Annotated in this window: 23 protein-coding genes; all 23 read left to right on the top strand. The window is 41.4% G+C overall.

Annotated elements, in window-relative coordinates; genetic code table 11:
* Nucleotides 1-75: 75 nt before the first annotated feature.
* The 23 genes from DWV68_RS04440 (at nt 76) to DWV68_RS04330 (ending at nt 22,594) form a co-directional block, all read left to right on the top strand.
* A complete protein-coding gene (locus DWV68_RS04440; protein WP_118087531.1) occupies nt 76-1,614 on the top strand; it encodes a YifB family Mg chelatase-like AAA ATPase in 1,539 nt (512 codons plus the stop codon).
* A 5-nt stretch (nt 1,615-1,619) separates the two neighbouring features.
* Nucleotides 1,620-2,714: a DNA-processing protein DprA gene (dprA, locus tag DWV68_RS04435; RefSeq protein ID WP_118087530.1), complete on the top strand. Its 1,095-nt coding sequence runs from the start codon at nt 1,620-1,622 to the stop codon at nt 2,712-2,714.
* Nucleotides 2,715-2,748: 34 nt separating this feature from the next.
* Nucleotides 2,749-4,839, top strand: a complete 2,091-nt coding sequence (topA, locus tag DWV68_RS04430) for a type I DNA topoisomerase (RefSeq protein WP_118176967.1) — start codon at nt 2,749-2,751, stop codon at nt 4,837-4,839.
* A gap of 91 nt (nt 4,840-4,930) precedes the next feature.
* Complete coding sequence (gene codY / locus DWV68_RS04425) at nt 4,931-5,704, top strand: GTP-sensing pleiotropic transcriptional regulator CodY (protein WP_022243319.1); 774 nt, start codon at nt 4,931-4,933, stop codon at nt 5,702-5,704.
* Between the two features lie 226 nt (nt 5,705-5,930).
* Nucleotides 5,931-6,320, top strand: coding sequence for a flagellar basal body rod protein FlgB (flgB, locus tag DWV68_RS04420; protein ID WP_117698276.1), 390 nt, complete (start codon nt 5,931-5,933; stop codon nt 6,318-6,320).
* 22 nt (nt 6,321-6,342) lie between these two features.
* Complete coding sequence (gene flgC, locus DWV68_RS04415; protein WP_117698275.1) at nt 6,343-6,786, top strand: flagellar basal body rod protein FlgC; 444 nt, start codon at nt 6,343-6,345, stop codon at nt 6,784-6,786.
* 27 nt (nt 6,787-6,813) lie between these two features.
* Nucleotides 6,814-7,125, top strand: a complete 312-nt coding sequence (gene fliE / locus DWV68_RS04410; RefSeq protein ID WP_022243316.1) for a flagellar hook-basal body complex protein FliE — start codon at nt 6,814-6,816, stop codon at nt 7,123-7,125.
* A 21-nt stretch (nt 7,126-7,146) separates the two neighbouring features.
* Nucleotides 7,147-8,754, top strand: a complete 1,608-nt coding sequence (locus tag DWV68_RS04405) for a flagellar M-ring protein FliF C-terminal domain-containing protein (protein WP_117947050.1) — start codon at nt 7,147-7,149, stop codon at nt 8,752-8,754.
* The gene (fliG, locus tag DWV68_RS04400) at nt 8,755-9,762 is read left to right on the top strand and encodes a flagellar motor switch protein FliG (protein ID WP_022243314.1); all 1,008 of its coding nucleotides are present in this window, start codon (nt 8,755-8,757) and stop codon (nt 9,760-9,762) included.
* Nucleotides 9,755-10,546 carry a FliH/SctL family protein gene (locus DWV68_RS04395; protein ID WP_158552072.1) on the top strand — a complete coding sequence of 264 codons (792 nt, stop codon included), beginning with the start codon at nt 9,755-9,757 and terminating at the stop codon, nt 10,544-10,546. Before fliG ends, DWV68_RS04395 begins: the two co-directional genes overlap by 8 nt.
* A gap of 10 nt (nt 10,547-10,556) precedes the next feature.
* Entirely contained in the window at nt 10,557-11,864 is a 1,308-nt protein-coding gene (gene fliI / locus DWV68_RS04390) for a flagellar protein export ATPase FliI (RefSeq protein ID WP_117698274.1), read from the top strand.
* A 9-nt stretch (nt 11,865-11,873) separates the two neighbouring features.
* Nucleotides 11,874-12,320 carry a flagellar export protein FliJ gene (gene fliJ, locus DWV68_RS04385; protein WP_117698273.1) on the top strand — a complete coding sequence of 149 codons (447 nt, stop codon included), beginning with the start codon at nt 11,874-11,876 and terminating at the stop codon, nt 12,318-12,320.
* A gap of 15 nt (nt 12,321-12,335) precedes the next feature.
* A complete protein-coding gene (locus DWV68_RS04380) occupies nt 12,336-13,160 on the top strand; it encodes a MotE family protein (RefSeq protein WP_118057402.1) in 825 nt (274 codons plus the stop codon).
* A 35-nt stretch (nt 13,161-13,195) separates the two neighbouring features.
* Nucleotides 13,196-14,680 (top strand): flagellar hook-length control protein FliK, encoded by a 1,485-nt coding sequence (locus tag DWV68_RS04375; RefSeq protein ID WP_118665105.1) that lies wholly within the window; start codon nt 13,196-13,198, stop codon nt 14,678-14,680.
* Nucleotides 14,681-14,693: 13 nt separating this feature from the next.
* Entirely contained in the window at nt 14,694-15,416 is a 723-nt protein-coding gene (locus DWV68_RS04370; protein WP_117841170.1) for a flagellar hook capping FlgD N-terminal domain-containing protein, read from the top strand.
* 30 nt (nt 15,417-15,446) lie between these two features.
* Entirely contained in the window at nt 15,447-15,845 is a 399-nt protein-coding gene (locus DWV68_RS04365) for a TIGR02530 family flagellar biosynthesis protein (RefSeq protein WP_022243307.1), read from the top strand.
* Nucleotides 15,846-15,926: 81 nt separating this feature from the next.
* Entirely contained in the window at nt 15,927-17,633 is a 1,707-nt protein-coding gene (locus DWV68_RS04360) for a flagellar hook protein FlgE (protein ID WP_118665103.1), read from the top strand.
* A 254-nt stretch (nt 17,634-17,887) separates the two neighbouring features.
* Nucleotides 17,888-18,688, top strand: coding sequence for a motility protein A (locus tag DWV68_RS04355; protein ID WP_117841168.1), 801 nt, complete (start codon nt 17,888-17,890; stop codon nt 18,686-18,688).
* Nucleotides 18,688-19,521 (top strand): OmpA/MotB family protein, encoded by an 834-nt coding sequence (locus DWV68_RS04350; protein ID WP_118665101.1) that lies wholly within the window; start codon nt 18,688-18,690, stop codon nt 19,519-19,521. The genes DWV68_RS04355 and DWV68_RS04350 overlap by 1 nt, the downstream gene beginning before the upstream one ends.
* 11 nt (nt 19,522-19,532) lie before the next feature.
* Nucleotides 19,533-20,045 (top strand): flagellar basal body-associated FliL family protein, encoded by a 513-nt coding sequence (locus tag DWV68_RS04345; protein ID WP_117699053.1) that lies wholly within the window; start codon nt 19,533-19,535, stop codon nt 20,043-20,045.
* Between the two features lie 42 nt (nt 20,046-20,087).
* On the top strand, nt 20,088-21,068 hold the full coding sequence (fliM, locus tag DWV68_RS04340; protein WP_117699052.1) for a flagellar motor switch protein FliM: 981 nt from the start codon (nt 20,088-20,090) through the stop codon (nt 21,066-21,068).
* 3 nt (nt 21,069-21,071) lie between these two features.
* Complete coding sequence (gene fliY, locus DWV68_RS04335) at nt 21,072-22,211, top strand: flagellar motor switch phosphatase FliY (protein WP_118176973.1); 1,140 nt, start codon at nt 21,072-21,074, stop codon at nt 22,209-22,211.
* A gap of 20 nt (nt 22,212-22,231) precedes the next feature.
* Nucleotides 22,232-22,594, top strand: a complete 363-nt coding sequence (locus DWV68_RS04330; RefSeq protein ID WP_117699050.1) for a response regulator — start codon at nt 22,232-22,234, stop codon at nt 22,592-22,594.

The following is a 22,594-nucleotide window of genomic DNA, read 5'->3' as shown; positions in this document are numbered from 1 at the left end:
GACAAACAAAATGAACAGAGAAAATGAAATAATTACAAAAAACAGAATAATTGCAAAACAGAAAGGTGAAATTTAATGTACAGTATTGTATCAACGGCAATCGTGCGTGGCATTGAGAGCATTCCTATCCGCGTGGAAGCAGATGTGACGGATGGTATGCCAGTGTTTGAAATGGTAGGATTTTTATCGGCAGAAGTGCGGGAGGCAAGAGAGCGGGTGCGGACAGCCCTTAAAAATTGTGGATACCGTCTCCCACCAAAACGGATTACGATTAATCTCTCGCCGGCATATGTAAGAAAATGCGGTTCGTCCTTTGATTTGCCGGTAGCAGTGGCAGTGCTTGCTGCAATGGGGATTATTCCGAAAGACAGGCTGGAACAGCTTCTGATTGTAGGAGAAGTAGGACTGGATGGAAGAATAAAACCGATTCATGGAGTATTGCCCATCGTGACAAAGGCTGCACAGGAGCGGATGGACGCCTGTATGGTGCCGGTGGAAAATGCCAAAGAAGCTGCATTGGTAAAAGGAATCCGTCTGTTTGGTGTAAACACACTGGAAGAAGTGATAAAAGGCTTTAATGATGAAATAAAATTCTGGGAGCCTGAGAAAGAAGAAATCGGGCATGAGAAAAAGGTTAAGAGAAAAGAAGTACCGGATTTTTCAGAAATTAATGGACAACAGTTTGTGAAAAGAGCCTGTGAGATTGCGGTAAGCGGCAGACATAATCTCCTGATGATTGGACCACCAGGCGCAGGAAAGACAATGATTGCAAGGAGAATTCCGGGTATTTTACCGGAGATGACGGAAGATGAGGCCCTGGAGGTAACAAAAATATACAGTGTAAGGGGACTTCTGACGGAAAGTGAAGCATGGATGGCAGAACGTCCTTTCCGTAATCCACATCATACCATAACACCACAGGGACTGGCAGGTGGTGGAATGGTTCCGGGACCGGGAGAAATCAGTCTCGCCCACCATGGTGTACTCTTTTTAGATGAGCTGGCGGAGTTCCGGCGGGAAACCTTGGAAATTTTAAGACAGCCTATGGAAGAACACTGTGTAAAGCTTGCAAGGCTTGCCGGAAATTATGAATTTCCGTCGGATTTTATGCTGGTGGCTGCCATGAATCCCTGCCGGTGTGGATATTATCCGGATTTGAACCGCTGTCATTGCACGAAAGGAATGGTGGAACAGTATTTAAAGAAAATCAGTCAGCCTTTATTGGACAGAATTGATATCTGTGTAGAGACAAAGCGTGTGGAATATCAGGATTTGATTAAAGAAAATCCGCATCAGGAGACTTCGGCAGAAATCAGAAAAAGGGTGGTTGCAGCTATGGAGCGGCAGCAGCAAAGGTTTGCCGGAACTAACATTCGCTATAACAGTAGAATTCCGGCGGCATTACTGACAAAATATTGCAGATTATCGACAAAACAAAAACAGTATATGGAAAGCATTTATCAGAAGCTGGAATTGACAGCCAGATCTTATCATAGGATTTTGCGGGTGGCGAGAACCATTGCAGATATGGACGGTTCAGATGAAATCCTAACCAGACATTTAAGTGAGGCGGTCTGTTATCGGAATGTAGATAAGAAATTCTGGGAGGGATAAATGGAATGAAATATAAATACTGGCTGGCGTGTATGGCACAGATGGCAGAAAACATTGGAACCGGAAAAGTGGAAAAACTGTTTCGTTTTGCCGGAAGTGCAGGAGTCTTATATGACATGTCAGAAAAGGAATTCATGCAGATTCCGGGCATTACCGAAGCAGATGTGAAGTCTGTTCTTACCTATAAAAAAGCATGGAACTTAGAAGAAGCATGGGAGAATTTAAAAAGAAGCGGACTGTATCTTGTAACAAGAGAGGATGAAAACTATCCGAAACGTCTTTTATATATCAATAAGCCACCTTATGGAATTTTTTATAAGGGCAGTCTGCCACCGGAAGATAAGAAAAGTATTGCTATTGTGGGAGCAAGAAGATGCAGTGAATACGGTCGTTACTATGCAAAACATCTGGCGGAACTGGCAGTAAAAGCAGGCTGCATTATAATCAGTGGACTGGCTGCAGGAATTGATGGAGCAGCCCACAGTGGTGCCATGGCGGCAGAGGGAGAAACTTATGCTGTTATGGGATGCGGGGCAGATTACTGTTATCCCAGACAGAATCAGAGTCTTTATCAGACTATGACACAAAAAGGCGGAATTCTATCTGAATATATGCCGCAGACAAAACCTTTGGGAAAGTTGTTCCCGCAACGGAACCGGTTAATCAGCGGGCTTTCAGATGTGGTAGTTGTAATAGAAGCAAAGGAGCGGAGCGGTTCATTGATTACGGCAGACTTTGCCTTAGAGCAGGGAAAAGATATTTATGCACTTCCGGGGCGTGTTGGAGATGTGTTAAGTGGAGGCTGTAACCGCCTGATACGGCAGGGGGCTGGCATCATAGTGTCTCCGGAGGAATGGTTTAAGGATCTTGAAATTGATCTTGCCAATATAGTAGTTTCCAATGCTTTTTCAAAAAAGGTACTTGAAAAAGATGAAGGGGTGGTGTATAGTGTTCTCGATTTGCAACCGAAAAGTGCCCAGCAGATTTTGGAAGAAACAAAGCTTCCGGTAGACCGGATGTGTGAGATACTGCTGACGCTGGAAAATGCAGGTTTTATCAAAGAAGTATATAAGAATTATTATATAAAAATACATGAATAACCGCATAGAGAGAACAAAATAAAGGAGCAGGGTTATGGCTAAATATCTTGTTATTGTTGAGTCACCGGCAAAAGTTAAAACAATTAAAAAGTTTCTGGGGAAGAATTATGAAGTGGATGCATCCAATGGACATGTGCGTGATTTACCGAAGAGTACCTTAGGATTTGATGCAGAACACGGATTTGAACCAAAGTATATTACCATCCGGGGAAAAGGTGATGTACTTGCAAAATTAAGAAAAGAAGTGAAAAAAGCAGATGTCATTTATCTTGCAACAGACCCTGACCGTGAGGGAGAAGCAATTTCCTGGCATTTATATCAGGCACTGAATCTGGCAAATTCTGATAAAAAGGTTTACCGGATCAGTTTCAATGAGATTACCAAGAATGCAGTAAAAACTTCTTTAAAAAAACCGAGAGACATCGATATGGATTTAGTGAATGCCCAGCAGGCGCGCCGTATGTTAGACCGTATGGTGGGTTACCGGATTAGCCCGTTATTATGGGCAAAGGTAAAAAGAGGCTTAAGTGCAGGACGTGTACAGTCTGTGGCATTGCGTTTGATCTGCGACCGTGAAAGTGAAATAAATGCATTTATACCGGAAGAATACTGGACCTTAGATGCAAGCCTGAAAGTAAAAGGTGAGAAGAAACCGTTAACTGCAAAGTTTTACGGAACAGCAAAAGAAAAAATGAATATCACCTCAAGAGAACAGGCAGATGCTATTATGGCAGAGCTTGAAAAAGAAAAATTTACCGTAACAGATGTGAAAAAAGGGGAACGTAATAAAAAGGCTCCACAGCCGTTTATCACCAGTACCTTACAGCAGGAAGCATCCAAGGTATTGAATTTCTCCACACAGAAAACCATGCGTTTAGCACAGCAGTTATACGAAGGTGTGGATGTAAAGGGAATCGGAACGGTTGGTCTGATTACTTACCTGAGAACAGATTCTGTCCGTATTTCAGAAGAAGCAGATGCTATGGCACGCAGCTTTATCGCAGCGCAGTATGGCGAGAATTATGTTTCTTCCCATGTACAGGAAAAGAAGAGCAGTAACAAGATTCAGGATGCCCATGAAGCAATCCGTCCGTCTGATATTACAAGAACACCGGTAATGGTAAAGGAATCTTTATCCAGAGACCAGTTCCGCCTGTACCAGTTAATATGGAACCGTTTTACCGCAAGCCGTATGAGTGATGCAAAATATGAGACAACATCCGTAAAAATCGGTGCTGGAAAATACTGTTTTACCGTAGCAGCATCCAAGCTTGTATTTGAAGGATTTATGTCTGTATACACCAATGAAGATGAAGAAAAGGGCACACAGAATGTAATGCTTAAGTCCATTGATAAGGATACAGAATTAAGTTTTGATGCATGGGATGAAAAACAGCATTTTACACAGCCGCCTGCTCATTATACCGAGGCATCTTTGGTAAAGGCATTGGAGGAACGTGGAATTGGAAGACCAAGTACCTATTCTCCGACCATAACCACCATTCTTGCCAGAAGATATGTGATTAAGGAAAATAAAAACCTTTATGTTACCGAGCTTGGTGAAGCAGTAAATTCCATTATGACAGAAGCATTTTCCAGTATCGTGGACGAACATTTTACCGCTAATATGGAGTCGCTGCTGGATAGCGTGGAAGAAGGAACCGTAAACTGGAAGACTGTAGTAAGCAATTTCTATCCGGATTTGGATGCGGCAGTAAAGCAGGCAGAAAAAGATCTGGAAAAAGTGCAGATAGCGGATGAAGTGACCGATGTAATTTGTGAAGAGTGCGGCAGAAATATGGTAATCAAATACGGTCCGCATGGTAAATTCTTGGCGTGTCCTGGATTCCCGGAGTGCCGTAATACCAAACCGTATTTTGAGAAGATTGGTGTTGCCTGCCCGAAATGCGGCAAAGATATTGTACTACGTAAAACCAAGAAAGGCAGAAGATATTACGGATGTGAGAATAATCCGGAATGTGATTTCATGTCATGGGCAAAGCCGTCATCTGAGAAATGTCCGAAGTGCGGAAGTTATATGGTAGAAAAGGGCAATAAGCTTGCCTGTGCCAATGAGCAGTGTGGCTTTTCAGAGGAAAAACCAAAAAAGGATGAAAAGAATTAAAAGTACAATTCAAATTCTTGAATTATCAGAATAAACATGATAAAATATTAAACAGTCTAGTTATTCTGAATATAGCGTGGAGGATATAAGTATGAGCGTTCAGCTGTTGGATAAAACAAGAAAAATAAATAAGCTTTTGCACAATAATAATTCGTCAAAGGTTGTGTTCAATGATATCTGTGAGGTTTTGACAGAGATATTGGATTCCAATATCCTTGTTATCAGTAAAAAAGGAAAGGTACTCGGAAGCAGCCAGTGCCGTGGAATTGATGAGATTCATGAACTGATTGTTGATGAAGTAGGCGGGTTTATTGATTCTATGCTGAATGAAAGACTGCTTGGAATTCTTTCCACAAAGGAAAACGTCAATCTGGAAACATTAGGATTTGAATCAGATATTAAGAAATATTCTGCAATTATTACACCGATTGATATTGCTGGTGAGCGGTTAGGAACATTGTTTGTATATCGTTATGATAACCAGTATGACATTGATGATATTATTCTCAGTGAATATGGAACAACAGTTGTCGGACTGGAAATGATGCGTTCTGTGAATGAGGAAAATGCGGAAGAGACCAGAAAAGTACAGATTGTGCGTTCAGCAATCAGCACACTTTCTTTTTCAGAGTTAGAGGCAATTACTCATATTTTTGATGAGTTAAACGGAACAGAAGGTATTCTTGTAGCCAGCAAGATTGCAGATCGTGTAGGAATTACACGTTCCGTTATTGTAAATGCATTGCGTAAGTTCGAAAGTGCAGGAGTCATCGAATCCCGTTCTTCCGGAATGAAGGGAACTTATATCAAAGTTGTAAATGATGTGGTGTTTGATGAACTTGCCAGAATACGAAAGGCAGATTAACCATAGAAATATAAACAAACAGGATATAAAGAAGAGCACACGGATGGTGCATCGGATAAAGGGATTTATAGTGGGAAAAAGCTGTAAATCCCTTTTATATTGTGTGGCCAATTGGAAAAAAACACTAGATAATGTAAAAATAAGAAAAAAATACTTGTGTTTTTTACAAGATTATTTATAATAAAATATGATGCGATAACAATATGGATAACTATGGAGGTGCAGTATGATAAGTTCAAATGCGTTTGACTATATGAATGTGCTGAATAAGGCCGCAAGTGCGAGCTGGGAAAGAGAACAGTTAATATCAAATAATATTGCAAATGCTGATACACCTGGATATAAACGCCGGGATTTGGATTTTGAAAGTACATTGGAATCCGAACTGGGCAAAAGCAAATATGTTTCACTGGATGACAAGGTGGCAAATATCCATATGGACCATCTGAATGCAAAGACATATATCGACAATGCCTCTTATTCTTACCGTCTGGACGGCAACAATGTTGACCCGGAGCAGGAGAATGTAGAGCTTGCCTCAGAAACAATCCGTTATCTGGGATTGACCAACAGTATCAGTCAGGAAATATCACGGTATAAAACCGTTATTAAATAAAATTGTGTGGGAGGAATAAAGAATGGCATTATTTCAGTCGTTTGATATCAGTGCGTCCGGTATGACGGCGCAGCGTTTTCGTATGGATACCATTTCTGAGAACGTAGCAAATGTAAATACAACCAGTACAGAGAATGGAACACCATACCGCAGAAAAATTGTAACTTTTTCGGAAAAAGGTGTAACTCCGTTCAGCAAAGTGCTTTCTGATTCCCGGGAAGGCTATGTGGGAAACGGAGTAAAGGTTTCTTCAGTGACAGAAGATTATTCTACTGATTTTACTATGGAATATGACCCATCCAATCCAGATGCGGATGAAAATGGTTATGTGTCATATCCGAATGTGAATATAGTAACAGAAATGACGAATCTTATTGATGCCAGCAGAGCATATGAGGCGAACGTAACAGCTTTTGATGCAAGCAAACAGATTGCACAGGCAGGATTACAGATTGGTAAATTATAAAAGATATTTGGAAAGGTGAGATAAACGATGAATGTTAATGTATTAACAGGAGTTTCGTCAGATGTTTTTAATACACAGAATGCAGCTGCAACACAGCAGTCAAACAGTGCGGAAAGCTTTGATAATATTCTTGCAACGGCAATGAACATGGTGAAGGAAACAAATAATTATCAGAACAATGCAGAGGAAGAGGAAATTAAATTTGCATTGGGAGAATCAACCAATACCCATGAATTGCTTGTGGCGCAGGAAAAGGCAAACATTGCATTATCGTATACAGTTGCAGTAAGGGATAAAGTAATAGATGCTTATAAAGAAATTATGAACATGCAGATTTAGTATAGGTAGGATGAGTAGATTATGCCAGACAGATTGAAAGCAATATTAGAAAAAATAAAAGAGTGGTGGCTGAAGTTTACAACAAAGCAGAAGACGCTTCTTATCAGTATTACGGCTGTAGTAATTCTTGCATTGGTGATACTGGCTGTCGTGATGACGAAACCTACGATGGTTCAGCTGATAACCTGTGAGGATGCAACGCAGGCATCGTCTGTAAAAGACCTTTTGGATGGAAACAGCATAGATTATGAGGTTTCTTCTGATGGAATGACTTTTTCGGTAAATGCAAAGAATCAGGCAGATGCAAATATTTTGCTTGGTTCAAACAGTATTCCGACCAACGGATTTACCATTGATGATGCATTAAGCGGCAGTATCAGCACAACGGAAGCTGATAAGAGTAAACGGTATCAGGTTTTTTTGGAAGATAAATTTGCAAAAGAACTGGAAAATATGGATTTGATTAAGTCGGCAGATGTTAACTTAAATATTCCGGAAGATGATGGAACCTTAGTTACAAGAAATCAGGAGTCCTATGCCAGCGTTAAGCTGGAACTGAACGGAGAGATGTCCGAAGACCAGGCGGCATCTTTAGCAAGATATATAGCAACTGAGATTGGCAATTCTTCCACGGATAATATTACGATTATTGACTCTAATTCCAACCTTTTATTTGCGGGTGGAGAAGAGAGTACAGCAATCGGAACTGCCAGCACACAGCTCAGTTATCAGACAAAGAAAGAAACACAGGTGAAGAAGGCTGTTACAGATGTGATTAAGGGAACAGACCTTTATGATACGATTGATGTAGGATTAAATTTAAAGCTGAATTTTGATCAGGTTACGACTAATGAGACAAATTATTCTGCGCAGGGAGACAGGGATGAAGGACTGATTACCCATGAGGACCGTTATCAGTCAGACTCAACCGGTGGTACGTCGGGAACACCGGGAACAGACTCTAATGGAGATGGAACAACTTATGTACTTCCGGATGGAAGCACATCAGAAAGCTCTATTACAGATGATTCCATTGACCGTGCACTGGATGAAAAGAACACCCAGACCATTGGCTCTGTAGGAGATATAGAATATGACCAGTCATCCATATCTGTAACGGTAGCCCGTTATGTGACTTATAATGAGGATACCTTAAAAGCAGATGGTACTCTGGACAATATGACCTTTGATGAATTTGTAACACAGAATAACAACCGGGTAAAGGGAACGGTAGATCAGGATCTTTATACTATGGTATCCAATGCAACCGGTATCCCGGCATCTAATATTTCGATTGTCAGCTATGATATTCCGATGTTTGAATATTCTAAGGGCAGCGGCAGGGGCTTTCAGGATTACCTGCAGATTATTCTTGCGGTTCTGATTTTTGCACTGTTAGGATATGTGGTATTCCGCAGTACCAGAAAAGAAAAAGAAACTGAAATTGAACCGGAGCTTTCTGTAGAATCGTTGCTTGAGACAACCAAGCAGGCAGAACAGGAAGATTTGGAAGATATTGGTTACAATGAGAAGTCAGAGATTCGTGTCCTGATTGAAAAATTCGTAGATGAAAATCCGGAGGCTGTTGCGTCGTTGCTTCGTAACTGGCTGAATGAGGAGTGGGAATAAATGGGAACAGAAGAATATAATGGCATTCAGAAAGCGGCGATATTGCTGATAGCATTAGGACCGGAGAAGTCGGCCAGTATTTTCAAACATTTAAAAGAAGATGAAATAGAAGAACTGACACTGGAGATTGCAAATACCAGAAGTGTGTCACCACAGACCAAAGAAAGCGTATTAAACGAATTCTATCAGGTATGCCTTGCACAGCAGTATATTGCAGAAGGTGGTATTGGCTATGCCAAAGAACTCCTGGATAAGGCATTAGGCAGCGACAAGGCACAGGAGGTTATTACAAAACTGACAGCATCCCTTCAGGTTCGTCCGTTCGAATTTGTACGAAAGACAGATCCAAGTCAGGTGTTGAACTTTATTCAGGACGAGCATCCACAGACCATAGCCATGATTTTGTCATATCTGTCACCGGCACAGTCTGCAATGATTTTAGGAGCCCTGACACCGGAGAAACAGGCAGATGTTGCAAAACGTATTGCCAAGATGGACAGGACTTCACCAGATGTAATCAAAGAGGTAGAGCGTGTGTTAGAGAGAAAACTTTCTTCCCTGATCAATCAGGATTACACAATTGTGGGTGGTGTAGATGCTATCGTTGGTATTTTGAATACGGTAGACCGTGGAACAGAGAAACATATTATGGAATCCTTAGAAATCGAAGAGCCGGAACTTGCAGACGAAATCCGCAAGAAGATGTTTGTGTTCGAAGACATCCTGTTGCTGGACGACCGTGCAATCCAGCGTGTGCTGCGTGATGTGGACAACAATGACCTTGCTGTTGCACTGAAGGGTGCCAACGAAGAGGTTCAGAATGTTATCTTTAAGAACCTGTCCAAACGTCTTGCTGCCATGATTCGTGAAGATATGGAATTCATGGGTCCGGTAAGAATGAAGGATGTAGAAGAAGCACAGCAGAAGATTGTTGGTATTATTCGTAAACTGGAAGACTCCGCAGAAATTGTAATTTCCCGTGGCGGAGGTGATGAGATTATTGTCTAATTTATATAAACAGCGTTTTATCACGAATGAATCTGAGAGCCGCGTGATTAATTCCAATACGCTGGCGTATCGTATTTTAGAAGAACAGTCCCGGGCTCTTGCAAAGACAAGAGAACCGGAACAGCCACAGGCAGAGTCAGGTGGATTTGTAGAAGGAATTGCTGCACCGCAGGTGGAAACAATTGATTATGAAGCAGAGGCAAAGGAAAAAGCAGAAGAAATTTTAGCACAGGCAAATGCCGAAGCAGACGAAATCCGAAAAGCAGCCCGGGAGGAAGCAGACGAAATTCGTAAGCAGGCACAGGAACAGGGACAGGCAGAAGGTTTGGAACAGGGAATGCAGGAAGGTGCTGCGGTTTATGATGCAAAGTTAGAGAGCATTGGAAAAAGGGAACAGCAGCTGCAGGATTCTTATCTGGAACAGATGCGGGAACTGGAACCGAAGCTTGTACATACAATTACAGATGTGGTTTCCCATGTTTTCCATGTGCAGTTCCATGATAAGGATGAGATTGTACTTTATCTTGTAAAACGGGCAATGGAATCCATTGACGGACCGAAAGAATTTACAATCAAAGCAGGTCCGAAACAGGCAGCATATCTGGAAGAACATAAACAGGAGCTGTTAGAATGCGTGGGACAGAATGCAACTTTGGATTTAGTTACCATTCATTCCATGACTGAAGGAGAATGTATCATAGAGACAGATACAGGAGTGTTTGAGTGTGGAATGGATGTACAGCTGGATAATCTGATTCGTGATATACAGTCATTGTGTATGTGAGGAAAAAAGAGTGACATGTGATTTGGAAAAATATCAGTTACTTTCGGATAAGACATATTATACCTGCCTTGGAAGAGTGTCTAAGGTAGTAGGTCTTACCATTGAATCTATCGGACCGGAAGCAAAACTGAATGACTTGTGTAAAATATATCGGGATAGAGAGCAAAAAGAATATGTCATGGCAGAGGTAGTCGGTTTTAAGGATAACCGGCTGTTATTGATGCCTTTTGACAGTATTGAAGGTCTGGGTGTTGGATGTATCGTAGCAAATACGGGACATCCTTTGTCTGTTTTGGTGGGAGATGAGGTTTTAGGCCATATTCTGGATGGAATTGGACGACCGACAGATGTGGATGAGATTCATACCGATAAGGAATATCCGATTGAAGCCCCGCCACCAGATCCGATGAAGCGTGAAATCATCAGTGAGGTATTACCACTGGGAGTTAAAGCAGTGGATGGATTAATTACCATTGGAAAGGGACAGCGTATTGGAATTTTTGCGGGTTCCGGAGTTGGTAAGAGTACCCTGCTTGGTATGTTTGCAAGAAATACCAAAGCGGATATCAATGTAATTGCCCTGATTGGAGAGCGGGGCAGAGAGGTGAGAGAATTTATTGAACGGGACCTTGGCGAAGAAGGTATGCGCCGTTCGGTGGTAATTGTGGCAACTTCAGATAAACCGGCATTGATTCGTAATAAAGCAGCCAAAACTGCAACAGCTGTAGCGGAATATTTCAGGGATCAGGGAAAAGATGTACTGCTGATGATGGATTCACTGACCCGATTCTCCATGGCACAAAGAGAAATCGGACTTGCTACCGGGGAACCACCGGTTACCCGTGGATATCCGCCAAGCGTGTATTCGGAAATGCCGAAATTATTAGAGCGGGCAGGAACAGCAGAAAGAGGTTCTATTACCGGACTTTATACGGTGCTGGTAGACGGTGACGATTTTAATGAGCCGATTACCGATACAGCAAGAAGTATTCTGGATGGACATATTGTGTTATCCAGAAAATTAGGACATAAGAATCATTATCCGGCAATCGATATTTTGCAGAGTATTTCCCGTGTAATGAGTTCCATTGTTTCGGCGGAGCATAAGGCGGTGGCAGGAAAGCTGAAAAATGTACTGGCAACCTATCAGGAAGCAGAAGATTTGATTAATATTGGCGCTTATAAGAGCGGCTCCAATGAAGAAATTGATTATGCGGTTTCTAAGATAAAAGCGGTCAATGAGTTTCTGTGTCAGAGGACTGATGAAAAATTTACATTTGAAGAAGAATTGACATTGTTGGAAGATGTATTCAAGTAGGAATGAGATATGGCAAAATTTATTTACCGAATGCAGAATATTTTAGATATTAAATTAAAACTGGAAAGTCAGGCAAAGATTGCATACAGCCAGGCAAATGCAGCACTCCGGGAAGAAGAGGCAAAGCTTTTAAAACTCTTTGAGCGGAAGAATGCATATGATAACCGGGCAAAAGAGTTGGTTGAAGGCAAAATAGATTTGCTGGAAATAAAAAAATGCAGACAGGCAATTGAAAGCATGAAGGTGTTGATTCGAAGACAGATGATGCAGGTGCAGGTAGCAGAGAAAAATGTGGAAGCCGCCAGGCAGAAACTGGAAGAAGTTATGAAAGAGCGAAAGACGCAGGAAAAACTACGGGAAAAGGATTTTGAAGATTTCAAACAACAACTGGCGCAGGAAGATAACAAGGTAGTAGACGAACTGGTAAGCTATAGCTATGGCAGACCGAAAAAATAGACAGGTGGTGTAACGATGGCAGAAGAAATGGATAAGAAAGCAGCAAAGAAAGCGGAGAAGGCAAGAAAGAAGGCAGAAAAAAAGGCTGCAAAGAACATGGAAACTGATTTGGAAAATACAGAAGAAGAGGAAGGCAGTTCTTCAAAACTGGCAGTTGCTCTGGTAACATTGGTCATCATTATTGTATGGCTGGCAATACTGGCACTGCTGATTAAATGGGATGTTGGAGGATTTGGCTCTACGGTAATGCGTCCACTATTAAAAGATATTCCGTATGTCAACCGGATTTTACCGGACTCTGAGGACGATCTTTCTACGGAAGAGGATTATCCATATAAGAACATGGATGAAGCGGTAGCTTACATAAAAGAACTGGAGCAGGAACTGGCACAGGCACAGCAGGGGAGCAGTGAAAACAGTGCTTATATCGCGGATTTGGAAGCACAGTCCCAGAAGCTGAAAGAATATGAAGCAAATGAGGCTGCTTTTGAAGAAGAAAAAGAAAAATTTTATAATGAGGTTGTTTTTTCGGACCAGGCACCCGATATAGAACAATATAAGGAATATTATGAGAGCATTGATCCGGATAATGCGGAACTTTTGTATAAACAGGTAGTGGAACAGCAGCAGACAGACAGTAAGATATCTGATTATGTTAAGGGCTATTCCCAGATGAAACCGAAGGAAGCAGCAGCCATATTTGACACCATGACAGATAATCTGAATCTGGTGGCACAGATATTGGAAAATATGGATGCGCAGTCAAGAGCTGATATTCTAGGGAAAATGAATTCTGATACAGCCGCAAAGGTGACAGAAATCATGAATCCTTCAGAATAAATAAAATTGAATAAAGAAGAAAGGAGGAAGAATACATGACGAGTGCAAAGATTTCGGGAATGGTATCAACCCCTGGAACTTTAGACACAGGACTTTCCAAAGTGACGGGCACTGTGGAAAAAGGGTTATGTGCAACTGCACAGGCAAGCTTTGCTTCTGTGATGGAACAGAAAACATCCGGTTATGGAAACCAGCAGCTTACCAGTGGAAATCCGGTAGGAAAAGAACCTGCAGCAACAACCACACAGCCGGCAGCTGTAGCAGACAGCGCAAAGAAACTGAATGTAAAGGAGAATTCTCCTACACAGAAAGTGGAAGAGCTGCAGAATCAACTGGAAGACACAAAGGATGCATTTGAAACTGGTGTAAAAGAAATTCTGAAAGATGAACTTGGCGTTTCGGATGAGCAGGTAGAAGATGCTATGTCTATACTGGGATTGCAGTGGATGGATTTACTGAACCCGGCAAGCCTTTCACAGCTTGTGACACAACTGACAGGAACTGAGGATGCCTGTTCACTGCTTATGAGTGAAGAATTCACAAATATTATGCAGAATACAGATGAGTTGGTTCAGAGCTTAAGTGAGACACTTGGAATTTCTAAGGATGAGTGGGTAGCATTACAGAATCAGTTGGCAGAACTGACAGCGGATTTTAACGAAACAGTGGATATGGCAGATGGCGGCGTGCAGGAAATGGTTCCACAGACTGATGTGACAATTGCTTCGCAGGAAACACAGGATACAACAGTAATGGCAGCTACAGTTCAGATGACCCATACTACAGAAGAAACACAGAATGTACAACCGGAAGAAGAGACAGAAGATGCAGCGCCGGTAATTCAGGTGAATGCGTCAGAGGATGCACAGACTGAAAACAATGTATCAGAGAATGCGTCCGGTGAAATGGGCGAGCCAGCAGCCCAGTCACAGAAAACGAAAGAGAGCAGTGTAAATGAACATGCGCAGAATATGGAATTTCAGGTAAGAGCAGAACAGCAGACTGTAGCACCGGAAGAGGTAAATAAGGTGGCATCCCGTACAACCATTGATGTGCAGGATATTATGAACCAGATTACAGAATTCGCAAAAGTGAATCTCTCCCCAGAAAATTCATCCATTGAGATGCAGCTGAATCCGGAAAATCTCGGAAAAGTATATTTACACATTGCAGCAACCAAAGAAGGAAATATAACTGCAGAACTGGCAGTAAGCAGTGAAACAGTAAAGACCGCTTTGGAAGCACAGATTGCAGACCTTCGAACCAGTTTAAACCAGCAGGGAATCAAAGTAGATGCAGTCGAAGTTACAATAGCAAGTCATGAATTTGAACGGAACTTGGAGCAGAATGCATCTGGAGAAGAACAGCAGGGCAGTCAGAGAGAAGAATCTGGAAGAACAGCCGGAAGAAGATTGTTCCGTGGAGAATTGGACGAGTTATCCGGGCTTATGAATGAAGAAGAAACATTGGCAGCCCAGATTATGAAAGACCATGGAAATACCATGGATGTAACAGCGTAGAAAGGAGCACAAAATGATAACACAGCTTATAAAAAATGGAGAGGTTGTGGATACCAGTGCAGAATCAAATTCCTCATCCTCTACTTCCAAAAAATCCGGAGGTAGTCTGGATAAAGATGCGTTTTTACAACTGTTAGTAGCACAGATGAAATATCAGGATCCATTGGAACCAACAGATAATACAGAGTATATTTCACAGTTGGCAACATTCTCACAGTTAGAGGAAACCCAGAATATGCAGGCATCCTTACAGGAGATGGAAGCAAATTCACTGGTGGGAAAACAGGTAGTACTTCGTGTTACATCTTCTGCAACAGGCGAGACATCCGATGTTACCGGAACAGTAGACAGTGTAATCCATGAGAACAATAAGACTTATCTTATGGTAAATAACAACCTTTACTCCATTGACGATTTATATTCTGTTATGGACGACAGTTACATGGATGCAATCAGCCTTGCAAAATCATTTTCACTTGCAATTGCATCATTACCTTCAGCAGATGAACTTACACTGGATAATGCAGGTACACTGACCAACCTTCGGAAAGCATATGACAGCATGACCAGTTATCAGAAGTCATTCATTAAACAGAGTGATATCGATAAACTTGTAAAACTGGAAGAGAAAATGAAACAGTTACAGGCTGCCGCAGGAGAAAACGGTGATAAGACAGAAGGTAACGGTGGTACAGAAGACAAAAAAGATACAGAAGAAACAGGGAAAACAGAGTAAACCACGGAAGGTTATTAGGGAGATGAAAGCATGAATAAGATAGCAAATCAATTCACTTCCATTGAACAGGTAGCAGACCAGTATCTCAATCCTTCGAAGAGTAATAAAACGCAGCCGGAGCAGGGAGCTTCTTTTGCGGAGGTATTAAAAGAAAAGCAAAAAGCAGCAGATGTTTCCGAAGTGAAATTTTCGAAGCATGCAAGCATGCGGTTGTCTACCCGGAATATCAGTCTTTCAGACCAGCAGAGTGAACGCTTGGAAGCGGGTGTGGAGATGGCTGAGAAGAAAGGAATCAAAGAATCCTTAGTAGTAGTTGATTCGCTGGCATTCATTGTAAATGTACCGAGCAGGACAGTTGTAACAGCAATGGACCAGAATGAATCAGAAAATAATGTTTTTACAAATATTGATGGTGCAGTAATAGCATAGCCGGACCTTATGGAGGCTGTGAGAACCCTGACTGACAGATGGGTTCTGCGTCAGATATCAAATTTAGGAGGTCATTTCATTATGATGAGAGCAATGTATTCTGCTGTGTCAGGACTTAAGACACATCAGACAAAGATGGATGTTATCGGTAACAATATTGCCAATGTAAATACCGTGGCATTTAAAGAGTCCAGTGTAACATTCAGCGAGATTATGTATCAGACAATTTCTGGTGCATCCGGAGCAAATGCAACAACCGGAACCGGTGGACTTAATGCCAAGCAGATTGGTCTTGGTGTAACAACAGGTTCTACTTCCATCGACATTACTTCCGGTGGGGCAGCCCAGACAACCGGAAAAGCATTTGACTTAAGAATTACAGATAAGGGTAATACAACAAGTTTCTTTGTTGTAAGCAACGGTACTGAAAATCTTTTTACCAGAGCAGGTTCTTTCTATATCGATGGCTCAGGAAATCTTGCCATGACATCTACCGGATACAATGTTATGGGATGGCAGGTAGACCCGACCACCGGACAGATTAAAAAAGACCAGGTATCTGCACTTCGTATCATGCAGGAAAGCAATCTTACTTCTCCGGCAGAAGCAACAACGAATGCAGTTTGTGGTGGTATTGTAGATAAAAACAGTACAGAAATAACCAGTGAAAGTGGATATGCCATGAATTTGAATTTCTTTGATGCATTGGGATATTCCTATACAGCAAAATTTGCAGTCAAAGGTGTAGATACCGATGCCGGAACTTATACTGTTGAGTTAAGTGCTATTTATGATTCTTCCAATAAGAATATCTTAGAGGAGTTTTTGGCAAACGGTGGAAATCTTTCTGATGTATTTGGAGCAAATGCCAGCGGTGGAATTACTAATGCACAGACTGCTTACAATGCAATCAGTACAGAGTGGACAGATACCGGAGCATCTAATTCCTTTGGCGGAAATACATATCATCAGTTCCGTAACAGCAGTGGTGAAATGTACTATATCAATACAACACAGAATGCCGCTACCGGACAGTATGACAGCAAAGTATATCGTGCAATTACTTCAGCCGGTGGTGTAGTAAAAGGATACGAAGCAGTAACGGACGTATCACTTTCTGATATTTATACCGGGTTACAGCCTGGTGCAACCATCAACAGCATTACTGATGGTAATCCACCTACTATTGAAGCAACAGCAGTAAATTACGAACTGAAGTTTGATACTGGTACTGGAAAAGGTAAATTTGTTTCCGTGGGTGACAGCACTAACGGCTCAGTCACATTGAACATGAAACAGTTAGGCGACCAGTTTGAAAATATTTCCATTGATTTTACACAGTGTAAGAATTCTAATAACGGTGGAACATCTACTGTTGGAATGGATGCGGGAGCAATTGATGGAACAACCGGAACAGGTAAGAAGCTTGGAGCATTAACCGGTGTATCTGTAGATACCCATGGTAAAATTTACGGTTCTTACGATAATGGTAATACTGTTCTTTTGGGCCAGATTGCATCTGCCCGCTTTGCAAATGCAGCCGGACTTGAAAAAGTAGGAGATAACTGCTACCGTACTACTTTAAACTCCGGTGAATTTGATGGAATTGGTGTCGAAATTACTTCAAACGGAAGTACCATGAATTCCGGAGAACTGGAAATGTCCAACGTAGACCTGGCTTCTGAATTTACCGAGATGATTACCACGCAGAGAGGTTTCCAGGCAAACTCAAGAGTAATTACTACATCCGATACGCTTCTTGAGGAGTTGATTAATCTGAAACGATAATAAAAATAGTCAGATATAGCGAAAAATAATATAAAAACAGTACATATAGGGGGACTATATTTGATAGTTCCCCTATATATGGTATAATAGAAAATGGAATTGTTTCTAAAATAATTGTAAAAAAAGTAGACATTTTGCTGAAAGTTTAGTAAGATTATATAGAAATGAAAATGAAAATACAAAAAGGTGGGTAACGAGGACCATTTTCAGAAGAATGGTGTTCCCATAATTTTATAGAAATGTAGGTGGATAAATTGGATATAGCATCACTTATTGGTACCCTGATGGGACTTGCAATGGTTTTATTTGGAATTATTCAAAGTGCAGGTGTATCGGCAATATGGAATACATATATGGACTTCCCATCCGCTGTTATTACGATTGGAGGATCTATTGCCGGTGTTCTGGCATGTAACAGTATGGCAGATTTCATTAATGGCTTTAAGTCAGCGGGAAATGCTTTTAAGTTACATAAGAATGACCCGAGTGAGATTATTGGAAATATCATTAATCTTTCAAATATTGCCAGAAAAGAGGGGCTTCTTGCATTGGAAGAAGCAGCGAATGATATTGATGATGACTTTCTGAAAAAAGGAGTTATGCTGGTAGTAGATGGAACTGACCCGGAACTGGTGCGTGGAATTCTGGAAACAGATTTGGGCTGCATTGAGGACCGGCATAAGAAAGTAATCGGCTTCTGGGAAAAGTGGGGAGAATTAGCTCCGGCCTGGGGTATGATTGGTACCCTGATTGGTCTGATTAATATGTTGAAGGATTTACAGGATGCATCTTCCATCGGACCTAATATGGCAGTTGCCCTGATTACAACATTGTATGGTTCGCTGATATCTAACTGGATCTGTAATCCAATTGCATCAAAGATGTCAGATAATAATGCCAGAGAAATTATAATGAAAGAGGTTACCGTTGAGGGACTTTTGTCTATTCAGGCAGGAGAAAACCCTCGTGTAATAGAAGAAAAACTGAAATCATTCCTGTCACCACAGGCAAGAGAGGCTTATAATGCACAAGATGAAGCCGGAGGTGAAGAATAATGGCGAGAAAGAAGCGGGAACCGGAAGCAAAGCCGGCGGCTGGCTGGATAACCACCTTTAGTGATTTGATGAATCTGTTGCTGTGCTTTTTCGTGTTGCTTTTTTCCATGTCTACCGTTGATGCAGAGAAGTTTCAGATGGTGATAGCCTCGCTGCAGAGCAGCTTAAGTATTATGCCGGCAGGCAGTATGAGTATTGGCGAGGGAGAAATGGTGGGCAACGGAATCAGCCAGTTGCCGAATATTGATGTTTTTTTTGAAACGTCCTCAGGAGAGGATGGGGATTCCCAGGGTGGCAAAACAGAAGAGACTGAGACTGAGACAGATGTAGCAGAGCAGTATAAAGAACAGGCATTGTCGGAATCAGAACAAATGGCAGAACAAATCGAGCAGCAGATAGAGGCGGGGGGATTACAGAATCAGGTGGAAGTAGATTTTAATGCCGAGTATGTAAAACTTACATTAAATGGAGCAATATTATTTGATTCGGCAAAGGCAAATATCCGGGAAGATGCCCAGCCGCTGATTGCTAAAATAGGAACTATCCTGGAAAACTATGACAGCAATGTGATTGAAATTGAAGGACATACCGACAATGTGCCAATCCATTCGTCAAAATATGAAAACAATAATGTACTGTCCATGTACCGGGCACTTTCTGTGGCGGATTTTATCCGGGATAATACCACATTGGATCCGGCACTGATTAAATCCTCAGGAAGAGGGGAATATGTTCCTGTAGCAGATAATACTACAGAGGAAGGCAGAGCAAGAAACCGTCGTGTTGAAATTAAGGTATATAATTCATATAATTCCGGCGGCACTACAGAATAGGAGGAAATGAGATGAAGAAGAACCTTATGTCAGTGCTTATTTTGGCACTGGTTCTGGTGAACCTGATTTTGACAGGAATACTTACAATAACAATCCTGCCGCAAACAAAGAAATCCAATGAGCTGGTAAACAAGGTATGCAGTGCAATTGATCTGGAGCTGGAGAGTGGGGATGGAACTGAGTCTGCCAGCATTCCAATGGACCAGATTGTGACCTATAAAATTGAAGATGCCATGACAATCAATTTAAAAACAGGTGCAGATGGCGAAACTCATTATGTAAAGCTTACAGCATCCATTTCCATGGACAGCAAGAACGATGGATATAAAACCTATGGCGAAGATATGGCTGATCGTGAAACAATTTTAAAAGATACCATTAATAGCGTAATTAATACCTATACAATGGATGAATTTAATGCGGATCGGCAGGCGGTTAAAGACGCTATACTGGCAGAACTACAGAAGCAGTTTGGTTCAGATTTTATCATTGCAGTCAACTTCTCGGAAGTAACTGTAGTATAGGATTAAAAATAGTAAGCATGAAATATAAGGTGGTGAGAGTCCGTGAGCGAAGTTTTATCTCAGAATGAGATAGATAACCTGCTTCAGGCATTGAGCAGCGGCGAGCTGGATGTAGAAGAAATGAAGGACAATGGCGAGAAGCAGATTAAGAATTATGATTTCGCCAGACCTTCCAAGTTTTCAAAAGAACACTTAAGAACACTGGAGATTGTGTTTGAACATTATGGCAGACTGATATCCACAAATCTTCCGGTTTATCTAAGAAAAAATATTCAGGTTGAGGTGATGAACTCTGAAGCAGTTACCTATTCTGAGTTTTCAAATGCACTTTCTAATCCGGTGGTTCTTGGTATTGTTAATTTTTCTCCATTGAAAGGTTCGGTTATTCTGGAGATTGCTTCAAATCTTGCATATGCCATGGTGGATCGTATGCTTGGTGGAAGCGGAGAACCATTAGCGAAAGTCCGTGACTTTTCAGAAATAGAGTTGCTGATTATAGAAAGAATTATGGGAGTCTGCGTCGACCTGCTCCGGGAACCGTGGGAAAATGTTGTGGATTTACATCCAAGACTGGAACGTATTGAAACAAATTCGCAGTTTGCCCAGATTATTTCTCCGAGTGAAATGATTGCAATTGTTACAATTAATGTAAAAATAGGAGATGTTGAAGGTCTGATGAATATCTGCCTTCCGTATCTTACTTTGGAACCTGTTATGGACAAGTTGAATACAAAATACTGGTATTCTACCATGCAGGAAAAAGATGAACAGCGTTATACGGAAGCAATTGAAACTTTGATTTCAAAAGCACCGATACCTGTAAAAGCAATTTTAGGTAACAGCACCATATCGGTAAACGACTTCATGAATTTACAGGTGGGTGATATAGTTAGATTGGACACGAAAGTGGACCAGGAGCTGGATGTTTACGTTGGAAACATTCGTAAGTTTACTGCATTGCCGGGAGCTTCGGGTGATGACTATGCAGTAAGAGTAATGTCAGTAATTAGAGAGGAGCAGTAAGTGATGGATGGAGTACTATCGCAAGAAGAAATCAATGCCCTGCTAAATAATCCGGGTGCATCATCAGATACGGCAGATGGACAGCTGAGTGATTCAGAAAAAGACACAATCGGTGAAATTGCTAATATCAGTATGGGTACCGCAGCAACGACATTGTTTTCGCTGGTGAACCGTAAAGTGGAAATATCCACACCGGTTGTTACCATGGCAAACTGGGACGACGTGGTAAAGGCGTATGAGCGTCCGTGTGTATTTATACGAATCGGATTCACCGTTGGATTGGATGGAAGCAATATCCTGATATTAAAGGAGCATGATGTTAAGGTCATTACAGATCTTATGATGGGAGGAGACGGAACCAATACAGACGTGGAACTGGGAGAGCTTCATTTAAGCGCAATCAGTGAAGCAATGAATCAGATGATGGGTTCTGCAGCTACATCATTATCATCCATGCTGAATAAAAAGATTGATATCAGCCCGCCTGTTGCAGATTTGATTGATCTGACAGGAAATATTGATGAGGGAGCAATTGATGATTTCCTGACACAGCCATTTGTGAAAATCTCTTTTAAAATGGAAATTGGTGATCTTGTGGACAGTGAAATCATGCAGCTGTATCCGGTATCTTTTGCGAGAGAGATGTGTAAAAGTATTACGGAGACCATGACAGGTGGAAATGAACCAATACAGGAAGCAACACCACAGCCGGCACCGGCTCCTGCACCACAACCACAGGCAAGCCAGCCAGCACCACAGCCTCAGCCAATGATAAATCAGCAGCCAATGATGGGACAGCCAATGATGGGACAACCTGTAGATATGTCGGCAATGTATGCAAACCAGCAGGTAAATGTACAGCCGGCTCAGTTCCAAAATTTTACTGGAGATATGAATGGGGTATTTCCAAAGGAAAATATTGATCTTATTATGGATGTACCATTGGAAGTAACCGTGGAACTGGGAAGAACCAGTAAATCCATTCATGATATATTGGATTTTGCTCCGGGAACAATCATTGAATTGAATAAGATTGCTGGAGAACCAATTGATGTACTGGTAAATGGAAAGTACGTTGCAAAAGGTGAAGTAGTTGTAATTGAAGAAAGCTTTGGTGTAAGAATTACAGAGATTATTAAATAATTAGCAAGGAGATAACTAATATGGCAAAGAGTATTTTAATTTGTGATGATGCAGCTTTTATGAGAATGATGATTAAGGATATCCTTACCAAAAATGGATATACAGTTGCCGGAGAAGCAGAAAATGGAGTAAAGGCAATCGAAAAATATAATGAAGTACATCCAGACCTGGTACTGATGGATATTACCATGCCGGAGATGGACGGAATTCAGGCATTAAAAAAGATTAAAGAAGCAGATGCAAGTGCATGTGTAATTATGTGTTCTGCAATGGGCCAGCAGGCAATGGTTATTGAAGCAATCCAGTCTGGTGCAAAGGATTTTATTGTAAAACCATTTCAGGCAGAACGTGTTCTTGAAGCAGTAAAAAAAGTAGTGGGTTAA

This window comes from Roseburia sp. AF12-17LB (assembly GCF_003479605.1).
In the GTDB taxonomy this organism is placed as follows: domain Bacteria; phylum Bacillota; class Clostridia; order Lachnospirales; family Lachnospiraceae; genus Roseburia_C; species Roseburia_C amylophila.
This window is presented reverse-complemented; position numbering and strand designations above follow the sequence as displayed.